Raw genomic sequence first — 16,554 nt, forward strand, 5'->3', positions numbered from 1 at the left:
CAGAAAATAAGTTTACACTTGGATATGCATGCCGCTTAAAATAAGTGACATGTGGCCTGATGCCCCTCACCGAAGTCAGTGGCAACGGGAATTTCCTGCGAGCATATATCCATCGCCTTGGGGCAGCGGGTGTGAAACCTGCAACCGGACGGAGGATTTATAGGACTGGGCACATCCCCGGTGAGGATCTGCCTTTCTCTCACCCGGCGCGGGTCCGGCACGGGAACTGCCGAAAGAAGGGCCTGAGTGTATGGGTGCTTGGGGTTGCTGTAGATGTCGGTGTAAGACCCTGTTTCTACAACTTTGCCCAGATACATAACCACGATGCGATCACAGATGTATTCAACAACCGCGAGGTCATGGGAAATGATGAGCAATGACAGGTCGAACTGCTTCTTGAGATCCATGAGCAGGTTGATGATCTGCGCCTGAATGGAAACGTCAAGAGCGGAGACCGGTTCGTCACCGATGATTACGGACGGGTCCAGAGCCAGTGCGCGGGCAATACCCAGGCGCTGCCTTTGACCGCCGGAAAATTCATGGGGATACCTCATGCCCAGATCCGGGCTCATGCCGACTGTTTCGAGCAGGAAAGCCAGCCTGTCTGCACGTTCACTGCCTTTGTAAAGACCATGAACGTCCATGGGGTTGGAAAGGATCTGGTTAACGTTCATGCGCGGGTTAAGCGAAGAATACGGGTCCTGAAAGATGAGCTGCATTTTCCGGCGCAGTGCTCGCATTTCAGCCGGGGACATCTCGCCCATATCACGGCCCTTCCAGCGGACGGTTCCGTAAGTGGGTTCGATAAGCCGCATCAGTGCCAGACCTGCGGTGGATTTTCCGCACCCCGATTCGCCGACGATGCCCAGAGTTTCCCCTTTGCGCAGTTCAATATCAATGCCGTCAACCGCATAAACATATCCGTGAACGCGGGAGAGGATTCCTTTTTTGATGGGGAAATGGACCTTAAGGTCTTCTGCTTGCAATAAAAATTCAGACATAGGCTAGTGGGGGATATGCAGCCAGCATCGAACTGCGTGACTGCCGTTGATTTCAGTGAGCTCCGGTTCCTTATGCTTACATATAGGCATGGCGTCCGGGCAGCGTTCACAGAACTTACAACCTTCGGGAAGGTTGTAGAGGCTGGGAACCATTCCCTTGATTTCATTGAGCCGCTCAAATTTACCAGCGGTACGACGGCCCAGAATCGGTGTGGAATTAAGTAATCCCTTGGTATAGGGGTGCAGGGTGTTTTCAAATAATTCTATTGTATCCGCCTGCTCAACCACTTTACCCGCGTACATGACAACAATGGAATCAGCAGTTTCGGCGATAACTCCGAGGTCATGGGTGATCATCTCAACAGCAGTGCCGAAATCGTCTTTCAATTTAATGATCAGGTCCAGGATCTGGGCCTGAACGGTAACGTCAAGAGCGGTTGTCGGTTCGTCGGCAATGAGTACTTCCGGGTCACAGGAAAGCGCCATGGCGATCATGACCCTCTGGCGCATACCGCCGGAAAGCTGATGCGGGAACTCTTTCACCCTTGCTTCGGGGGCAGGAATCTGAACTTTCGCCAGCATCTCAATGGAAGCGTCCATAGCGTCTTTTTTATTCATGTCCCGGTGCAGGATGAACATTTCTGAAAGCTGGTCACCGACAGTGAAAACAGGGTTCAGTGAGGTCATCGGCTCCTGAAAGATCATGGATATTCTGTTGCCCCTGATGTGGCGCATTTCAGCCATGCTGAGCTTGGTCAGGTCCTGTCCGTCAAAAAGGATCTCGCCGCCGACGATTTTACCGGGAGGGCTGGGAACCAATCTCATTACCGATTGGGCAGTAACGCTTTTCCCGCAGCCGGATTCGCCGACAACTCCCAGAACCTTACCTTCGGTCAGGGAGAAAGAGGCACCGTCCACAGCTTTTGCTGTGCCGTCGGAAGAAAAAAAATAGGTCTGGAGATTGTTGATTCTCAGAATTTCTTTTTTGTTAATTTGTTCCATTTCGGAGGGTCTCGTTGTTCTTTGTGTATAACTGAAATGTTAAATTAGTAAAAAAGTTACGCTTTAGTCAAATAAAAAGACTTCCTTAGGTTTAAAAAAAAATTAAACCATGTGCAGGACACCTGTAAATAAAGGGTTTCGTGTCATTTTGAGGTTCGTTAGAAAAGCTTAAAGCCCGGTGTGGACATCAGCTCTTCCAGTGCTTCTTCGAATATTTGGCCAACATTCCATCTTTGGAATTTGTTCAAAACAACTTTTTTGAAAATTTCAGGATCATCATTAGAACCGTTAGGGCCCATAGCTTTTTTGCACATGTCAACTTCAGTCTTGAAAAGTTTAAGCATGGCCGGGGCACTGGTGGAAAATCCTTCGAGATTATGCTGGTCATAAGGATTGTTGTATGTGTGCCGGGATGTTCCCGTAAAATTTACCACGGGCTTTTCTCCATCGGCATCCTGAATGAAAAATTCGAAAATAGAGCAGCGGTTCGTAATCAGCAGTTTATGCTGGTCCGGGAATTTTAAGGCACAGGAAGCTGCGTTGGCCAAGTATTGGGCAAACATGTTCAAGCCTTTTTGATCTTCATCTGCAATACAGCGGGTCAAAATCTTATCCAGTGTCTCATTGAGGCATTCCTTGCACATGAAAGTAGTAATGTGGTCACCTTTTGCGCAGTTTTCTTCAAAAAGACGCAACCTGTCGCGTACTACATGTCCGGTAAATTCATAAAGGAAACGTTCCTCTTCACCTGCAAGTTCCAATTGAAATTCCTTTTTCATGTACAAGCGGTATGGCTGATAGATTCCACTAGGCCGGTTCTTGACTACAATTTTAGTGCCGCCGATCTGTTCAAAAACCACCAGCATAAGTTCAAAATAGAGCCGGTCATAATGAGGCATGAGCGGACCGCCTATTTTGCGTTTGCGGTTATTGTTAAGAATAGCCGGAATGTCATATTTACTTAGGGGCTGGTAATCGTATTCAGCAAGAATTTCGTTGATCCTGAATATGCGTTTGTTGAGCGCCAGCAGGATGGAGGCTATCTTGTCCTTGCCCGGATGGTTGATCATGTTTTTGCTGAGTTTGGTCAGGTAGGTATTTGAAACTCCGGACAGTTTGCTGATGCGATTCAGGTTGAGTCCGCTTTCGCCGATGATCTCATTCAATGTTTCAGGATATTTTCTCATGATCGTAGTGGTTCGGGTTGATTGCTGTTCAAGTTGAATGTATTGGTGTTAACAAAAAAAGTAATAAAGGTTAAATTTTTTTTACACTCTGGTTTGACTAGGGCATAACCATGAAAGCAGGTTGATATTTCTAATGGGCAGTAATGTTAATGTAATCGGTATTGTTGGCGGTCTTGGCAATGAAGCAATGGTGGATCTGGCAAGAAAAATTATACTTGTTCAGGGTTTTGCAGGTAATTCCTATCTATTTTACGGCAACTCGCGGCTTGCTTATAAAGCGCATGAAGTAGGTCGGCAGTGGAAACCGGATGATGAACCGGAGTTGCGTAAAAGGGCAACTGCGGAGCACACAGCCCGGATGATGCAATTTTTCGGATGCGGTCCGGTTGGGTTGTCCTGCAATAGTGCCCATGAACTTTTTCGTGAAGTGATGGCTTCTTTGCCGCTGACATTTGTGGATATGATTCATGAGACCGCCCGGTCATTAGAGGGGGTCGGAATGAAGGTTCTGGTGCTGGGAGTTGATAGTCTGCTTAATTCCGGTCTTTACCACCGTGCACTGGAGCAGTATGGCATTGAAGCAGTCAGCCCTTCATCCTCAAACATGGTTAAAGTCATGTCCGCAATTTATGATACCGAATTCGGTATAAAGACCGCGAAAATAACACCGGAATCAGAGAATCTGCTTTGTGGGGTAATCAGGGAAGAGTGTCAAAGGCAGGGCTGCGGAGCGGTGGTTCTGGGTTGTACTGAACTTCCGCTGGCTTTGACTCCTGAAAGCTGCGCCCGTTTCAAGGAGCAGGGGCTCATTCCCAGTGAACTGATGGTCGTTGATGCTTCGGCGGTTCTTGCCAAGTCACTTGTTAATGCGGGGGGGCATGCAGCCTCTTTCGATTCGCTGGATATGACTCCGGCAGCCCATGTAGACTGGTTTGCTCCAGCCACTTTTAGGCTTGATACTTTGGATGAACTGGTAAAAGTTCAGGATGATATTATCAGGCTTAGCGTTGAATACCTCGCCAGCAAAGGGCGCAAGATTGAAGGGAGTTACATGCATCTTCCGACTCTTTTTGCTGTGGGGGATGTCCCCGGTTTTTCAGAAAAAGCAGCAGAGATTGGTGTAAAAGTTTTTGATGCCGAAAGTGATCTTGGGGCTGTCTTACCGGATATGTTTGATAAGCATTACGGATAAAAAGACATCTGCTTACAATAAACAAATATATAAAGGACTTACGTTGTGATGACGTAAGTCCTTTTTTATTGGTGATGGCTTTATTTGGTTTCAAGCACGATTTCATCAAATGACTGACGCCATGCCTTGGGCTGAATTTCAATATCCGCTTTTTTGTGGCCCATGCAGATCAGCATGGGAATCCAGTATTGTTCAGGGATGTTAAATTCCTTGCGTACTGCTTCGTGGTCAAAACCGTCCATGGGATGGGTATGCAGGCCTAAATTGGAAGCTGCATGCATGAGTGACATGGCGAAAAGGCCGGCGTTTTTATTGGCAAAGGCCAGACTTGCTGCTTCTGAACTACCGTAAAGGGCGGAAGTGCTGGAGATGAACCAATCCCGCTGTTCGGCCTGCATGTTGTTTGTGAAGTGACCTTCAAGGGTTGCGTTGCCTTCTTTCCAGCCTTCGCGGTCAGCAAGAAGAATGATAACCAACGGTGCTTCACTTATTTTGGGTTGGTTAAATGCAAGCTTCTGGAGTTTTCCCTTTTGTTCTGAATTACGAAGGATGATCATTTTCCAAGGCTGGAGATTGAAGCTTGAGGGGGCTTTGGCGGCATCCTCAATAATCTCTCGCAGTTGTGCTTCAGTGACATCCTTTTCTGGATCAAAAAAATTGATAGCTCTCCGGTTTGTCAGTATCTCTTTGAATTCCATTGAGAACTCCTTGGGTTAGGACTGTTTCGCAAATGTTCAGTTGATACGGCGGTTCGGTTTTTCGCCTCTATTTTCCGAGCATGATCCTGATGATTTCCTTGTCGGTTTCGCGCATGCCCTCGCGTCCCAGACGTCCGATATTGGCGATGGTGTTTTCAACGCCTTTGGTCACTATACCATCTCCGCCATAAAATTGCTGGCCGTTCTGGTACATGTGGAAGCCGAGTATGCCCGCGTCGACCGCAGAGGCGATCTTGGCAGCGCAGGAAGGTTTGGCCCCGTCACAGACAATGCCGGAAACAATGGCGAGTGCATTGACGATGGTGTGGGCCACGTCTTTGTAGCGTCCGCCATGCAGCCATGTAATTCCCGCCCCGGCTCCTACACCGGCGATTATTGCGCCGCAGTATGCTGACAGGCGGCCGATACCGGTTTTCTGGTGAATGGTGATTAGATCCGAAACAACTAAAGCTCTGAACAGGGTGTCTTCATCGGTTCCAAGTTCCTTTGCATATTCAATTACCGGAACCGAAGCAGCTATGCCCTGATTACCTGAGCCTGACACGATGACTACAGGCAGTTCGCATCCGCTCATTCTTGCATCCGAACCGGCTGCAGCCATTGCTTTGGCCCTGACCTTGATGTCATCACCCCATGTTTTCAGAAGAACAGAGCCGATGTTCGCTCCCCAATCTTCTTTAATGCCTTCTTCGGCTATGCGGTAATTGTACTCCATCTGTCGGCGGATCACTTTGTCCACGTCGGCAAGGTCCACCGATTCTGCGAATTCCAGAATATCGGCCACTCTCATCATTGAGCGGTCGGTCAGGCTGGAGTTCTGAACTTCATTGCACTGTTCGTTCTGAAAAATGACTTCACCGTTGCGCGAGATGCTGGTGATATTGGTATGGTAGTGGGAAATACGAACCGAAGCATTGGCTTCTCCGGCATAAACTGTGACTGCCAGATCAAATATAAAATCGCTATGTGAGTTCTTGACCTGCACATTTCCAGTTTCAAGAAATTTTTTGATAGCCTCGCGTCCCTTGTCGTCCACAGTGGAAATGACTTCCAATACTTTGTCAGGATCGCCTGCAACAATACCAGCAACAGCGGCGGCTTCGATACCCTTCAAGTGTCCTGTGTTGGGAACTACAACACTTTTCACGTTTTTAATGATGTTGTCGCTTGCTTCAATAACTACCCGCTCTGGCGTCTTACCAAGCACTTCCCGTGCCTTTGCTGCGGCATAAGCAATTGAAATCGGCTCGGTGCATCCCATGGCAGGGACAAGTTCCTCATGAAGGATATCCACATAGTATTGATATTTATCGTCAGTCTTTTCCATTTATTGTCCTTGATATTTTAATGCGTGTTTTGCCTTGCCTTTATTCATTGGGGCTCATTTGCAGGGCTGAAAAGTAATTTTACAAGAGTTTTCCCAAGAAATCAAAGCTGGTTGAAAGATAAATAGAAATCTTAATGTGATTATATTCGTTAAATCAATAGTCTTTATGCAGGATGGTGGCTTATGTAGTGTAATGACCACATCGTGTCTTATCTTTTTGACAGTTCTTGTCTTTTGTCTGTTTTTATTCAAAGAAAATTTCCTGTTGTTTAATTTCTTGCTGATCTAGGTGGGTGTTTGTTGCTATACAATAGTATTTATTGAATAAAATATGGAGATGGGGTTTGAGAATTATTAATCTAAATTTCAATAACAAGCTTATATTAACTTTTCTGTTGGTGTTAACTCTTCTGGGTTCGGCTTTAAGTGTAAGCGGTTATTTTGTTGCTGCTGATTCTCTTCATTCTTTTGGTAAAGCTTTTTTGAAAAATACGGTTGATGAATTATATTCGTCGGTTGAGCTTCAAGGTAAAAGTCTACAGAAAATACTTAAGGCGGAAAGCCAGATTTTTCTGTTCCTCATTAATAAACGTGGAGGGCTTTGGGTAGATAATAGTTCGAAAACAAATACTGTAATTTACAATCAGGACAGTATGTTGCCTGAAAGAATTGATCTTCCCCGTTTAATGGTCGGAAGTTCGCAGGTTAAGGAACATTCTGACCTTGTGGATAAAGTAAAAAACATGTCAGGCTCATTCGCAACAATCTTCCAGGTTCTTCCCGGTAAACTTCTTAGGGTTTCTACAAATATTGTTAAGCTTAATGGAGAAAGGGCTGTGGGCACATACATTCCGTCCACCAGTCCTGTCTATAAAGCCGTAATTTCAGGACAGCCATTTTATGGTTGCGCTAATGTTGTGGGGGAGGAACTCCTTACCGCTTACATACCGGTTAAGGGAGAGTCTGGTGATATTGTCGCAGTGCTTTTTACCGGTGTAAAAATACTCAGTCCCGAATTCAAAAATCTTTTAGGAGAAATCAGTCTTGCTGGAAGAGGGTATGCTTTTGTTTATAGTTCGAAAGGGGATATTCTTATACATCCAACTTCTTCAGGTGAGAATTTTGAAAAGCAGTCCTCTGAAGTTTGGGAAACTTTAAAAGATGTAAAGGACGGTATGGTCTCTTACGACTATAAAGGAGATACGCGAAATTGTTACGTTAAGCATTATGAACCGTGGGATTGGAATATTGGTGTGAGCCTTACTGATAAAGAAATATACCTTGGGGCTGATACCCGTATTTTATACACCAGTAGTTTGATTGCTGTTGTCGGTTTGATTGTAGCTTTTATAGTTGTTTTCTTTGTTTTGCATAAGCTTCTCAGACCATTACGAGAGCTTGCCCGGACAACGCAGAAAATTGCAGATGGTGATTTGAATGCCCGAACAGAATACCACGGCAAAGATGCTATTGGAGAAACGGTTTCTTCAGTTAATCAGATGGTGACTAAATTAAAAGATAGGTTGGGCTTCTCTGATGGGATACTTAAGAGCATCAACGTTCCAATCAGCGTCACTGACACTAGTGGACATATTGTTTTCTGCAATGAAGAGCTGCTACAGTTTGCGGGGAGAAACGGGAATCCGGAAAGTTATTTTGGAAAGCCAATTGGTGAAGTTTTTTATGATGACCCATCAAAAAAAACAATAACTAGTAAGGCTTTGACTGAAAAAAAACCAATAAAAAATGTTTCTGGCAGCCTGATTAATTTAGCAGGGCAAGAGAAGCATGGTGTGTTCAATGCCTCTCCTTTGCACGATCTTGATGAAAAGATGATAGGTGCATTTTGTCTTGTAAGCGACGTTACAGAAGAAATTAATACACAAAAGCGTATTCAGAATCAGGCTGAGAATATAAGTAATGTAGCAGTTCAAGCTATTGATATTGCCGAACAGGTTTCATCGGCAGCGGCAGAGCTTTCATCTCAGATCGATGAATCTAGCCGTGGTGCATATACGCAAAGGGAATTAACAGCCGAAGCGGCGACTGCGATGGAACAGATGAATGTTTCTGTTTTGGAGGTTGCGTCTAATGCAGAGAATGCTGCTTCACTTGCTGGAGAGTCACGCGAGAAGGCTATCGCCGGTGAAGATGTTGTTGCGCATGTTGCAGATGTGATGAGCCATCTTAGAAATACTGCCAATAATCTTCATGCTGACATGGGAAATCTTGGCATGCAGGCTGATGGAATTGGTAAAATTATTACTGTTATTAATGATATTGCGGACCAGACTAATTTGTTGGCTTTGAATGCAGCTATTGAGGCTGCCCGTGCAGGGGAGGCGGGTAGAGGGTTTGCTGTAGTTGCGGATGAAGTGCGTAAATTAGCTGAAAAAACCGTAGATGCGACTAGCGAAGTCAGTGGTTATATTGCCTCAATTCAGGAGTCCGCCCATGCCAATATTACCAATATGGAAGAGGCGGCTGCTGCTGTGGATAAGGCTACCGGCCTTTCAGAAGAGTCTGGAAAAGCTCTTAAAGAAATAGTTGAAATTGTAGGAAATTCTACTGACCAGATTCGTTCTATTGCCACTGCTTCTGAGGAACAGTCTGCCGCTAGTGAGCAGATTGCTCAATCTGCATCTCAAGTCAATACCATTGCTGAAGAGACCGCCAGCGCTATGGAGCAATCCGCTGTTGCAGTTTCAGAATTAGCAAAATTAGCTGAGCAGCTTCGCGTGTTGGTGGCATCAATGAAGTAACGTCTTTTGTTTTGTATAAGTTCGGATATCTTACGATGTTATAGATCTAAGGCTACTTCTTTTGTTATATATAATCCATGCTCATGATGCGCTGATGTCTTTTGGATTGCTCAATTGTAATGAGCTTAGTATGTACAATTAATGATTTTTAAAAAACTAACTTATTCTTAATCGGTTTTGATGTCGGTTTGCTTCGGGAGGGTGAATGAAGTCAAACAATCAAAAAGAAGCTTTTTGTGTCAAAAGGCAAACTCAAAATATGCCGGACGAAAGTCTGGGCAGTATGTGTGCCAGTATTCTTGCAAGTCAAGGTTTTGCTTTAAGCGTGCGTGGTAAAGAATTTGAGCCTATATATGTTAATGATGCTTGTTTAAAACTTTTTGGCGAGACTCGCGACGAGTGGATGAAAGATGACTGGGAAAAAAGATATCAGCCGGGGCAGGCTGATCGTTTGTACAACGATGCAATTCCTACTGTGCTGCAAGGTGGAAAGTGGCGTGGTGAGTTTGGGATCGTAACCCCCAAGGGGGAGAAGAAGCAGGTTCTATCTGATTGGGATGCAGTTTATGATGATGACGGTGGGCTTGTCTGTTTTTATGGAATATATACTGATATTACCTCGTTGAAAATATTGAAAGAAAAATTAAGACAACAAAATCAATATTTAAATGAAATAATCGACGCTCTTCCTGATCCTTTAATAATAAAAAACAAAGATCATCAATGGTTGGTTGTGAATCGGGCTTTTTGCCAACTTTTAGGCAAAAAGCGAGATGAATTGATTGGAAAGAACGATATTGATTTTTTAAGTGAAGATTTGGTTTCGTCGGCGTGGGCTTTGGATGACGAAGCTTTGCAGTCTGGCAAGGAAGTTGTCAGTGAAGAAATTATAAACGGTGCGGACGGAAAGCCTAGGTTGCTTTCAACCAAACGGGTCCCAGTTAAGGGGATAGATGGTAATGATTCGTTAATCGGTGTTGGGAGGGATATTACCAAAGAGCGCGAGCTGCAGAGTGCCATAGCGGAATCTTATCTTAAATTGGGGTCCAGCCTTTCTGTCCTTGCTAACGATTTAAACAGGATTCAAGGCGATATTGTAGATAGTGTTTCTAAGTCAGGAGCAATAAATGTTTTGTTTGAACAATGTAATACTAATTTTTCAAAGTTCATAAAGCAATCTGAGTTGCGTCTGACTGATAGAGGCGAAAACAGCATTCCCAACGCACATTTATCTTCGCGGGAGTATCAGGTCTTTTTGCTTTTAATTCAAGGGAAACGCATAAAAGATATTGCTGATAATTTGGGAATTACGCCCAATACTGCAAGTACATACCGGAGCAGGGTTATGAAAAAATTGAATATTTCTTCTGTGGCGGAAATGATTCAATATGCAATGAGTATTGGGTTGGTTTGATCTTATTTAGTTTGGGGTAGTTATAAGTCTACAAAGAGTGATTGATTTACTACAATGATTGCTCCTGAATTTGAGCGTGCTATATGTCCTCCAGATTGCATTAATAAAGGGGGATACAATGTGGACTGATGCATTTAATCAAGTTTTGAGTAATATGAACGAAGCCTATATGCTGTTAAATATTACCTGCTCAAAATTTAAATCTGACTACAGTTATATTACAAAAAAAGTAAACTCTCCCTTCGAAAAGATAACAGGTCTTGAAGCGGAAAAGATTATCGGCAATAATTTGTGTCATGTTCTGGGAGTTGATGAGAGGAGTTTTTATGATAGGTTGCTTGAGTCATATACTGAGTCTAAGGCTGTGGTGACTGAAGCGTACTCTCCCGTTGTACAGAAAAAGCTGAGATTTAAATTTTTCCCTTCATCGTTGGCACACGTTGGATGCATCGTCAGTGTTATTGAAAAAGATAATTCTTCCCAATCCGTTAGGGACGATGCGCTGGATTCTCCCTCTTTCTTAAGTGTCCTAAATCATGAGATACGGACGCCACTTAATGGCGTGATAGGAATGCTGCAATTGTTAGGTGAAACCAGTTTAAACGATGAGCAGCGTGTTATTGTGGATTTAGGGAGTCGGTCCGCTTATAGATTGTTGAATTTCATCGAGATGTTAGGAGATGTTCAGTGTGTTGACCCTGACGTTATGGTAGACTCCTATGGATTTAAGATTAATGAAAATTTACACCCTTTAGAGTTGTTGCTCAAGTCTGGCGTTTCGCCATTAAATGCTGTTTCTTAATAACTTTAACCCTGATACAACTGTTTGTCACATCCCTAAAACAGGCAGTTGCACCCTAAAAATAGGATCGCTGTTTAGGACAGTGGTCCTATTTTTTTGCGATATTAGTTCTAGATGTAAAGGAGCAAGCAGCTCAATTTTGCATTGGTTTACACATGTGCTTCGACAATCTCCTTTAAACACATCATAAATGAATTGACGATTGACAAGAGAAGAGAGTGTTCGTAAATTTTATTAAGATGTCGACATTAGACATGTGTTGTGCTGCATAGTCATCATGCTGGCTTCAGTCTTTTTGAGAAACACTTTCCATTAGAATACGAAATATCCATAAGGAGCAGATGTGTCATCATACAAGCTGATAATTAAAAACGGGATAGTGGTAGACCCGGCAAATAACGTTCACGGAATTTTTGATATAGCAATTGATCATAACGGAAAAATTGCCCGGGTAGAGTCAGAAATAAACGGCCCTGCACTTGAAATTTTTGATGCAGAAGGACTAGTGGTAGCGCCGGGGGTAATTGATTGCCACATGCATGCGTCTTCAACTTATGGAGGTCCGTTGGCGCACAGAATGCTGGCCAAGGCCGGTGTTGTAACTGCTATTGAGCTGGGGGGGCCGGTAGAGGACACCATTCCGCTGGCCTTGAAACATGGTTGCGGCCTGAATGTAGCTTTTATGCAGACGGTTAAACCTGGTGAGACCATAAGTGGTCCTAGTCCTGACAGAAATGAAATTGAATCTCTGCTGGATAAAACGCTTGCGTCTGGGGGAGTCGGATTCAAAGTTTTGGGCGGACATTTTCCGCTGACACCTGAAGCAACTGAAATGGTTTTTTCCATAGCTAATGATCGCGGAGCCTACATGGCTTTCCATGCCGGTTCACTTGCCAGCGGAAGTAATCTGGACGGTTTTAAGGAGGCTGTTGAGCTTGCTGCGGGAAAGAGGCTTCATCTTGCCCATATTAACAGCTATTGCCGGGGGGCAATTATGCCTGCGGAGCAGGAAGCTGAAGAAGCTCTCAGCATTCTTGAACAGAACCCGAATGTTCAATCGGAATCATATCTGGCTAGAATTAATGGTCTCAGCGGTGTTTGTGTGGACGGTTGCCCGGAAAGTACAGGTACTCAAGCGGCATTGAAGCTGAAGGGATTTGATACCACAGAAGAGGGTATGCGCGAGGCGATCAAGGCTGGCTGGTGTCAGGTCAACGCACCTGTCGGCGGAGAAATTGTCCAGCTTCCTTCGGTCGAAGGACTTGATTTCTGGGAAGGGCAGCAGCGGCAGGGGCTTCCTTCCGCTGTCAGTTTTGCGGTCAATCCTCCGACAACCAGATTGCGCCTTGCTTCTGCCAGACGCAAGGACGGATCATTTGTTATCAATGCCATAAGCACGGACGGCGGAGGTATACCGCGCAATGATCAGGTTGAGAAAGGGTTGGCTCTGGTCCGGGCAGGTGTTTTCACTCTTGATGAGTTCATACACAAAGTAACTGCTGCACCTGCCCGCATGTTGGGCCTGACCGGGAAAGGGCATTTGGCTGAAGGTGCTGATGCGGATGTCAGTGTGCTTTGTCTGGATTCTTTACGCCCCGTGCTGACTCTTGGGATGGGGCAGGTGATTATGAATAATGGTCTGGTTACTGGAGCTGGAACGAACATTCTGACAACGACGAAGGGGCCGGATCACATCAGGAAACAGAATCATGCTAATTTACAGAATTTTGATCTCGCAGAACGTCCTTTTTTGCGTCCAACAGCATAGTTAATTTTTTTTAAGTGCCTGTGATAAAAGACAAGGTTGACATGGCTTTAAGCAATGTCAACCTTGTCTTTTTTTTCATTTGTACAAACTATATTCAAGCGTCAGCATTGATATTGCTTTAAGAAAGACCGCATTTTCAAGCTGTTGATACCGCAAATATGAAAAAACTGTGAAAAAGGTAACAATCCTGTTGACAGTTTGTTTTTGCGAAGATAGTGTGGCCTCACATTAAATGTCGACATTAGACAGTCGGCATTCAAACAAAAAAATTGAATTTCAAAACGGAGAAAATTCAAAATGGGTAAAAAGATCATCGACACTCCCAATGCTCCCGCAGCTATCGGACCTTATTCTCAGGCTGTAGCAGCAGGTGACTTTCTCTTTACTTCCGGCGCCCTGCCCATGGATCCGGAAACCGGAAAACTGGTGGAAGGCTCCATCGAAGATCGCGCACATCAGGTTTTTAAAAACCTGAGTGCTGTTGCATCTGAGGCAGGAACCTCTCTGGACAATGCAGTCAAAGTTACTGTTTATCTCGCTGATATTGCCGACTTTCAGGCAGTAAACGGCGTGTATGGCGAATATTTCAAAGAGCCTTTCCCTGCCCGCAGCGCTTTTCAGGTGGCAAAGTTGCCCCTCGGTGCGGACATCGAAGTTGAAGCAATCATCAACCTTAAATAATTAGAGGAAAAAATTATGAACCTCGCTAAATTTTCCCGTCGTGGTTATGTTCAGTCTGCTACTCCCATCGAAGCTGTTCCGGCTTTCTCTGAAGCTCTGGGTGGTAAAGTAAACATCTTCATCAAGCGCGACGACCTGCTTCCCGGTTGCTCCGGCGGTAACAAAACCCGTAAACTGGACTTCTGCATTGCAGACGCTATTGATAACGGTGCTGACACCATCATCACCTGCGGCGCAGTTCAGTCCAACCACTGCCGCCTTACCCTTTCCTGGGCTGTTAAAGAAGGCATGGACTGCCATCTCGTTCTCGAAGAACGTGTAAAAGGCAGCTACAGCCCCGAAGCGTCCGGTAACAACTTCCTGTTTCAGATCATGGGTGTTAAATCCATCGACGTAGTTCCCGGTGGTTCCGACATGATGGGTGAAATGAAAAAACTGGCTGCTAAGCTCGAAGCTGAAGGCAAAAAGCCCTACATCATCCCCGGCGGCGCATCCAACACCATCGGTGCTACCGGTTACGTAGCTTGTGCAGAAGAAACCCTGCAGCAGCTTTTCGAAATGGGCCTGAACATCGACCACATGGTTGTTCCTTCCGGTTCCGCAGGAACTCACGCAGGTATTGTTGTCGGTATGCACGGCTGCAACGCAAACATCCCTGTTTCCGGTGTTAACGTAAGCCGTCCCAAAGACGTTCAGGAAGGCATTGTACACAAGCTGGCAGTAGAAACTGCTGAGCGTGTAGGCGTTGAAGGCGGCATCCCCGCTGAAGCTGTTGAATGCTTTGATTCTTACGTAGGCCCCGGCTACTCCCTGCCCACCGATTCCATGGTTGAAGCTGTGAAACTTCTCGCTTCCACCGAAGGTATCCTGCTTGACCCGGTTTACTCCGGTAAAGCAATGGCCGGTCTTGTAGACCTCGTCCGCAAAGGTCATTTCCCCGAAGGTTCCAACGTACTCTTCCTGCATACCGGCGGCTCCCCCGCTCTCTATGCATATCTGGATACCTTCCGCGGCTAATCAATTAAAAAGGCCCGTACTTTTGGGGTGCGGGCCTTTCAATAATGGCTTAAGCTTATTAAGGTTTAGATTTTGTAAAGCGAAGCGGTACGACAGTAGTTGAAACGCTTCCCAAAATGAGGAGAAATCAATGTCACGTATTTACGCACTTCTGATCGCTCTCGCGGCTGTTCTGGTAATGTCTACCGCCGCTTTTGCAGGTCCCACAGTTATTAAACTGGCTCACCCCAACGTTCCCCAGCACCCCATGGGACAGGCTTTTGAGAAATTTAAAGAACTAGTTGAAACCCGCACTGACAACAGATTTCGCGTTGATATCTACGACAGCTCCAAATTCGGTAACTTTGACGCAGTTGTTCAGGGTCTCCAGTTCAATATGCTTCAGATGGGTTCCGCATCCACACCGAACCTTGCTCCTTTCTCCGATGATTTCCTGATCTTTGACCTGCCTTTCCTGTTCCCCAACTATGAAGCTGCTGATCTGATTACTGACGGTTCCATCGGTATGACCGCTGCAAAAGCACTTGAAAAAACCGGTATCATCGGTCTCGGTTATATTGAAATCGGTTTCCGTAACCTGTGGAACAACCAGCGCACCGTTAAGACCCTTGCAGACGCCAAAGGCCTTAAAATTCGTTCTACTCCTTCCAAAGCACACATCGCTACTCTGAAGGCTCTCGGTATCAACTCTACTCCTATTTCCTGGGGTGAAGTATACACCGCCCTGCAGCAGAAAACCGTTGATGGCATCGATATCGACCTCAACCTCGCATGGCACAACAATTTCCCCGAAGTTAACAACAACCTGACTATCGTTAACTCCCTGTACTCCCCCCACCTCGTAATGATGTCCAAACGTTTCCTCGATTCCCTCGACGATGCAGACAAAGTAATCATCCTCGAAGCTTTCGAAGAAGCTAAGCTTTACGAACGCAAACTCATTCGTGACGGTGAAAAAGAAATCATGGCTAAATTGGCCGACAAAGGCGTGACTGTTTACACTCTCACCCCTGAAGAACGTGCTCGCTGGGCTGAAGCTACCAAAGGCGTATACACCCAGTTTGAAAAACGTATTGGCAAAGACCTGATTGAAAGAGCTAAAGCAACTATCGCTGCCGGCAATAAGTAACACATACAGCGGTCACCGGATCAACCTTTCCCGGTGGCCGCTGTTTAAAAAGCGTGAGCGCCATGAGTAAAAAAATATTCGATAAAGTCGAAGGGGTTGTCTCGTCCACCTGTCTCGCAGGCATGGCCCTGATCATCGCTGTTCAGGTCTTCATGCGCTACGTCCTGCAAAGTTCGCTGGACTGGTCCGAAGAACTGGCCCGTTACCTCTTCATCTGGTCTGTATATGTCGGTTGCAGCTACGCAACCCAGAAAGACCGTCATTTGGAAGTGACCATTCTGCGTAGTTTTGGTCCCAACATCGCCAAATACGTAACTTTGGCGGCCTATATCTGCACCATTGGGTTCTGTGTCTGCACCGCAGTTTGGGGATTCCAGATGGTCAATTTTCTTGCTGGCACAGGCCAGAAAACCCCGGCTCTTGAAATCCAGATGTACTGGGTCTTTCTTAGTGTTCCCGTCGGTATGAGCTTCATGGCCATCCGCACCGCACAGCGCGTGCTCTCCATTATTCGGGGAGATATTAAATTCGCCTCCCCGGTGGAAAAATAGAA

At 45.5% G+C, this 16,554-nt stretch carries 13 protein-coding genes and 2 pseudogenes; 10 read left to right on the forward strand and 5 right to left on the reverse strand.

Features of this window, described 5'->3' with window-relative positions:
• Positions 1–35: 35 nt before the first annotated feature.
• The 3 genes from ACNI29_RS12950 to ACNI29_RS12960 form a co-directional block, all read right to left on the reverse strand.
• Positions 36–1,001, reverse strand: coding sequence for an ABC transporter ATP-binding protein (locus ACNI29_RS12950; protein ID WP_419778792.1), 966 nt, complete (start codon positions 999–1,001; stop codon positions 36–38).
• Between the two features lie 3 nt (positions 1,002–1,004).
• Positions 1,005–2,003 (reverse strand): ABC transporter ATP-binding protein, encoded by a 999-nt coding sequence (locus tag ACNI29_RS12955; protein WP_419778793.1) that lies wholly within the window; start codon positions 2,001–2,003, stop codon positions 1,005–1,007.
• 158 nt (positions 2,004–2,161) lie between these two features.
• Positions 2,162–3,190: a hypothetical protein gene (locus ACNI29_RS12960; protein ID WP_419778794.1), complete on the reverse strand. Its 1,029-nt coding sequence runs from the start codon at positions 3,188–3,190 to the stop codon at positions 2,162–2,164.
• Positions 3,191–3,323: 133 nt separating this feature from the next.
• Between ACNI29_RS12960 and ACNI29_RS12965 the strand changes: the two genes are divergently transcribed.
• Positions 3,324–4,382: an aspartate/glutamate racemase family protein gene (locus tag ACNI29_RS12965; protein ID WP_419778795.1), complete on the forward strand. Its 1,059-nt coding sequence runs from the start codon at positions 3,324–3,326 to the stop codon at positions 4,380–4,382.
• Positions 4,383–4,462: 80 nt separating this feature from the next.
• Here ACNI29_RS12965 and ACNI29_RS12970 read toward each other — a convergent pair whose 3' ends face one another.
• Positions 4,463–5,080 carry a nitroreductase family protein gene (locus ACNI29_RS12970; RefSeq protein ID WP_419778796.1) on the reverse strand — a complete coding sequence of 206 codons (618 nt, stop codon included), beginning with the start codon at positions 5,078–5,080 and terminating at the stop codon, positions 4,463–4,465.
• Between the two features lie 67 nt (positions 5,081–5,147).
• Positions 5,148–6,428 carry an L-cysteine desulfidase family protein gene (locus ACNI29_RS12975; RefSeq protein ID WP_419778797.1) on the reverse strand — a complete coding sequence of 427 codons (1,281 nt, stop codon included), beginning with the start codon at positions 6,426–6,428 and terminating at the stop codon, positions 5,148–5,150.
• Positions 6,429–6,826: 398 nt separating this feature from the next.
• Between ACNI29_RS12975 and ACNI29_RS12980 the strand changes: the two are divergent.
• From ACNI29_RS12980 to ACNI29_RS13020, 9 genes and pseudogenes are all read left to right on the forward strand, one after another.
• A pseudogene (locus tag ACNI29_RS12980) lies at positions 6,827–8,290 on the forward strand (Cache 3/Cache 2 fusion domain-containing protein); the annotation flags it as partial.
• Positions 8,291–8,599: 309 nt separating this feature from the next.
• A pseudogene (locus ACNI29_RS12985) lies at positions 8,600–9,190 on the forward strand (methyl-accepting chemotaxis protein); the annotation flags it as partial.
• Positions 9,191–9,395: 205 nt separating this feature from the next.
• Positions 9,396–10,604 (forward strand): PAS domain-containing protein, encoded by a 1,209-nt coding sequence (locus ACNI29_RS12990; protein WP_419778798.1) that lies wholly within the window; start codon positions 9,396–9,398, stop codon positions 10,602–10,604.
• 118 nt (positions 10,605–10,722) lie between these two features.
• The gene (locus tag ACNI29_RS12995) at positions 10,723–11,406 is read left to right on the forward strand and encodes a histidine kinase dimerization/phospho-acceptor domain-containing protein (RefSeq protein WP_419778799.1); all 684 of its coding nucleotides are present in this window, start codon (positions 10,723–10,725) and stop codon (positions 11,404–11,406) included.
• A gap of 343 nt (positions 11,407–11,749) precedes the next feature.
• Positions 11,750–13,174 (forward strand): amidohydrolase family protein, encoded by a 1,425-nt coding sequence (locus tag ACNI29_RS13000; protein WP_419778800.1) that lies wholly within the window; start codon positions 11,750–11,752, stop codon positions 13,172–13,174.
• A 297-nt stretch (positions 13,175–13,471) separates the two neighbouring features.
• On the forward strand, positions 13,472–13,855 hold the full coding sequence (locus tag ACNI29_RS13005; protein ID WP_419778801.1) for a RidA family protein: 384 nt from the start codon (positions 13,472–13,474) through the stop codon (positions 13,853–13,855).
• Between the two features lie 15 nt (positions 13,856–13,870).
• Positions 13,871–14,872: a D-cysteate sulfo-lyase gene (cuyA, locus tag ACNI29_RS13010; RefSeq protein ID WP_419778802.1), complete on the forward strand. Its 1,002-nt coding sequence runs from the start codon at positions 13,871–13,873 to the stop codon at positions 14,870–14,872.
• Positions 14,873–15,002: 130 nt separating this feature from the next.
• Positions 15,003–16,001 (forward strand): TRAP transporter substrate-binding protein, encoded by a 999-nt coding sequence (locus tag ACNI29_RS13015; RefSeq protein ID WP_419778803.1) that lies wholly within the window; start codon positions 15,003–15,005, stop codon positions 15,999–16,001.
• Between the two features lie 62 nt (positions 16,002–16,063).
• Complete coding sequence (locus ACNI29_RS13020) at positions 16,064–16,552, forward strand: TRAP transporter small permease (RefSeq protein WP_419778804.1); 489 nt, start codon at positions 16,064–16,066, stop codon at positions 16,550–16,552.
• Positions 16,553–16,554 lie beyond the last annotated feature (2 nt).

This window comes from Maridesulfovibrio spiralis (SeqCode), from assembly GCF_048571135.1.
In the GTDB taxonomy this organism is placed as follows: Bacteria; Desulfobacterota; Desulfovibrionia; order Desulfovibrionales; family Desulfovibrionaceae; genus Maridesulfovibrio; species Maridesulfovibrio spiralis.

Coding starts and splice junctions, on each gene's coding strand:
- ACNI29_RS12950 (WP_419778792.1), bottom strand. CDS start 1,001: ATGTCTGAATTTTTATTGCAAGCAGAAGACCTTAAGGTCCATTTCCCC.
- ACNI29_RS12955 (WP_419778793.1), bottom strand. CDS start 2,003: ATGGAACAAATTAACAAAAAAGAAATTCTGAGAATCAACAATCTCCAG.
- ACNI29_RS12960 (WP_419778794.1), bottom strand. CDS start 3,190: ATGAGAAAATATCCTGAAACATTGAATGAGATCATCGGCGAAAGCGGA.
- ACNI29_RS12965 (WP_419778795.1), top strand. CDS start 3,324: ATGGGCAGTAATGTTAATGTAATCGGTATTGTTGGCGGTCTTGGCAAT.
- ACNI29_RS12970 (WP_419778796.1), bottom strand. CDS start 5,080: ATGGAATTCAAAGAGATACTGACAAACCGGAGAGCTATCAATTTTTTT.
- ACNI29_RS12975 (WP_419778797.1), bottom strand. CDS start 6,428: ATGGAAAAGACTGACGATAAATATCAATACTATGTGGATATCCTTCAT.
- ACNI29_RS12990 (WP_419778798.1), top strand. CDS start 9,396: ATGAAGTCAAACAATCAAAAAGAAGCTTTTTGTGTCAAAAGGCAAACT.
- ACNI29_RS12995 (WP_419778799.1), top strand. CDS start 10,723: ATGTGGACTGATGCATTTAATCAAGTTTTGAGTAATATGAACGAAGCC.
- ACNI29_RS13005 (WP_419778801.1), top strand. CDS start 13,472: ATGGGTAAAAAGATCATCGACACTCCCAATGCTCCCGCAGCTATCGGA.
- cuyA (WP_419778802.1), top strand. CDS start 13,871: ATGAACCTCGCTAAATTTTCCCGTCGTGGTTATGTTCAGTCTGCTACT.
- ACNI29_RS13015 (WP_419778803.1), top strand. CDS start 15,003: ATGTCACGTATTTACGCACTTCTGATCGCTCTCGCGGCTGTTCTGGTA.
- ACNI29_RS13020 (WP_419778804.1), top strand. CDS start 16,064: ATGAGTAAAAAAATATTCGATAAAGTCGAAGGGGTTGTCTCGTCCACC.